The sequence below is a fragment of the Tamlana crocina genome (genome assembly GCF_012037625.1).
In genome coordinates this window covers 1-384 of record NZ_JAAVJS010000418.1, presented here as the reverse complement: position 1 = coordinate 384, position 384 = coordinate 1, and the positions used below count along the sequence as shown (strand labels likewise).

The window sequence follows — 384 nt, the reverse complement described above, 5'->3', positions numbered from 1 at the left end:
AAAGTTTTTAAAATTGGGATTAAAGGTTGTAAGTTTGCCTCCCGATTTTTCATCATCTCCCGAAGCTTTAGCGAAGGAAGATCGACGAAGTGATTTCCGGGTGATTTTTAAAGCTTTAGAAAAAAAATTATTTTTTTTCTTGCCAGATTGGAAAAAGGCTTTACATTTGCAGCCGCTTAGAACAAGAGCGGTAGGTCAGGCCTAAAGGCCGACAAGTTCATAAAACATATTGTACACCTGCGCTAAAGCTACGGTGTATATAGAAAAAGAAATCCCGGGTAGGGCACAGGTAGAAAAGGTTCAACTCCTTTTATTTCAACAACAAGAAGCCTTCTGGAGAGTCGGAAGTTTTCTCCCCTTCAGGGGAGATGTCCGCCAGGACAG

General features: G+C 41.4%; 1 protein-coding gene. It reads left to right on the top strand.

Annotation, left to right across the window (positions count from 1 at the left end; genetic code table 11):
- The coding region (locus HC176_RS17385; protein ID WP_209309788.1) for a hypothetical protein at positions 1–205 on the top strand (205 nt) is incomplete at its 5' end.
- Positions 206–384 lie beyond the last annotated feature (179 nt).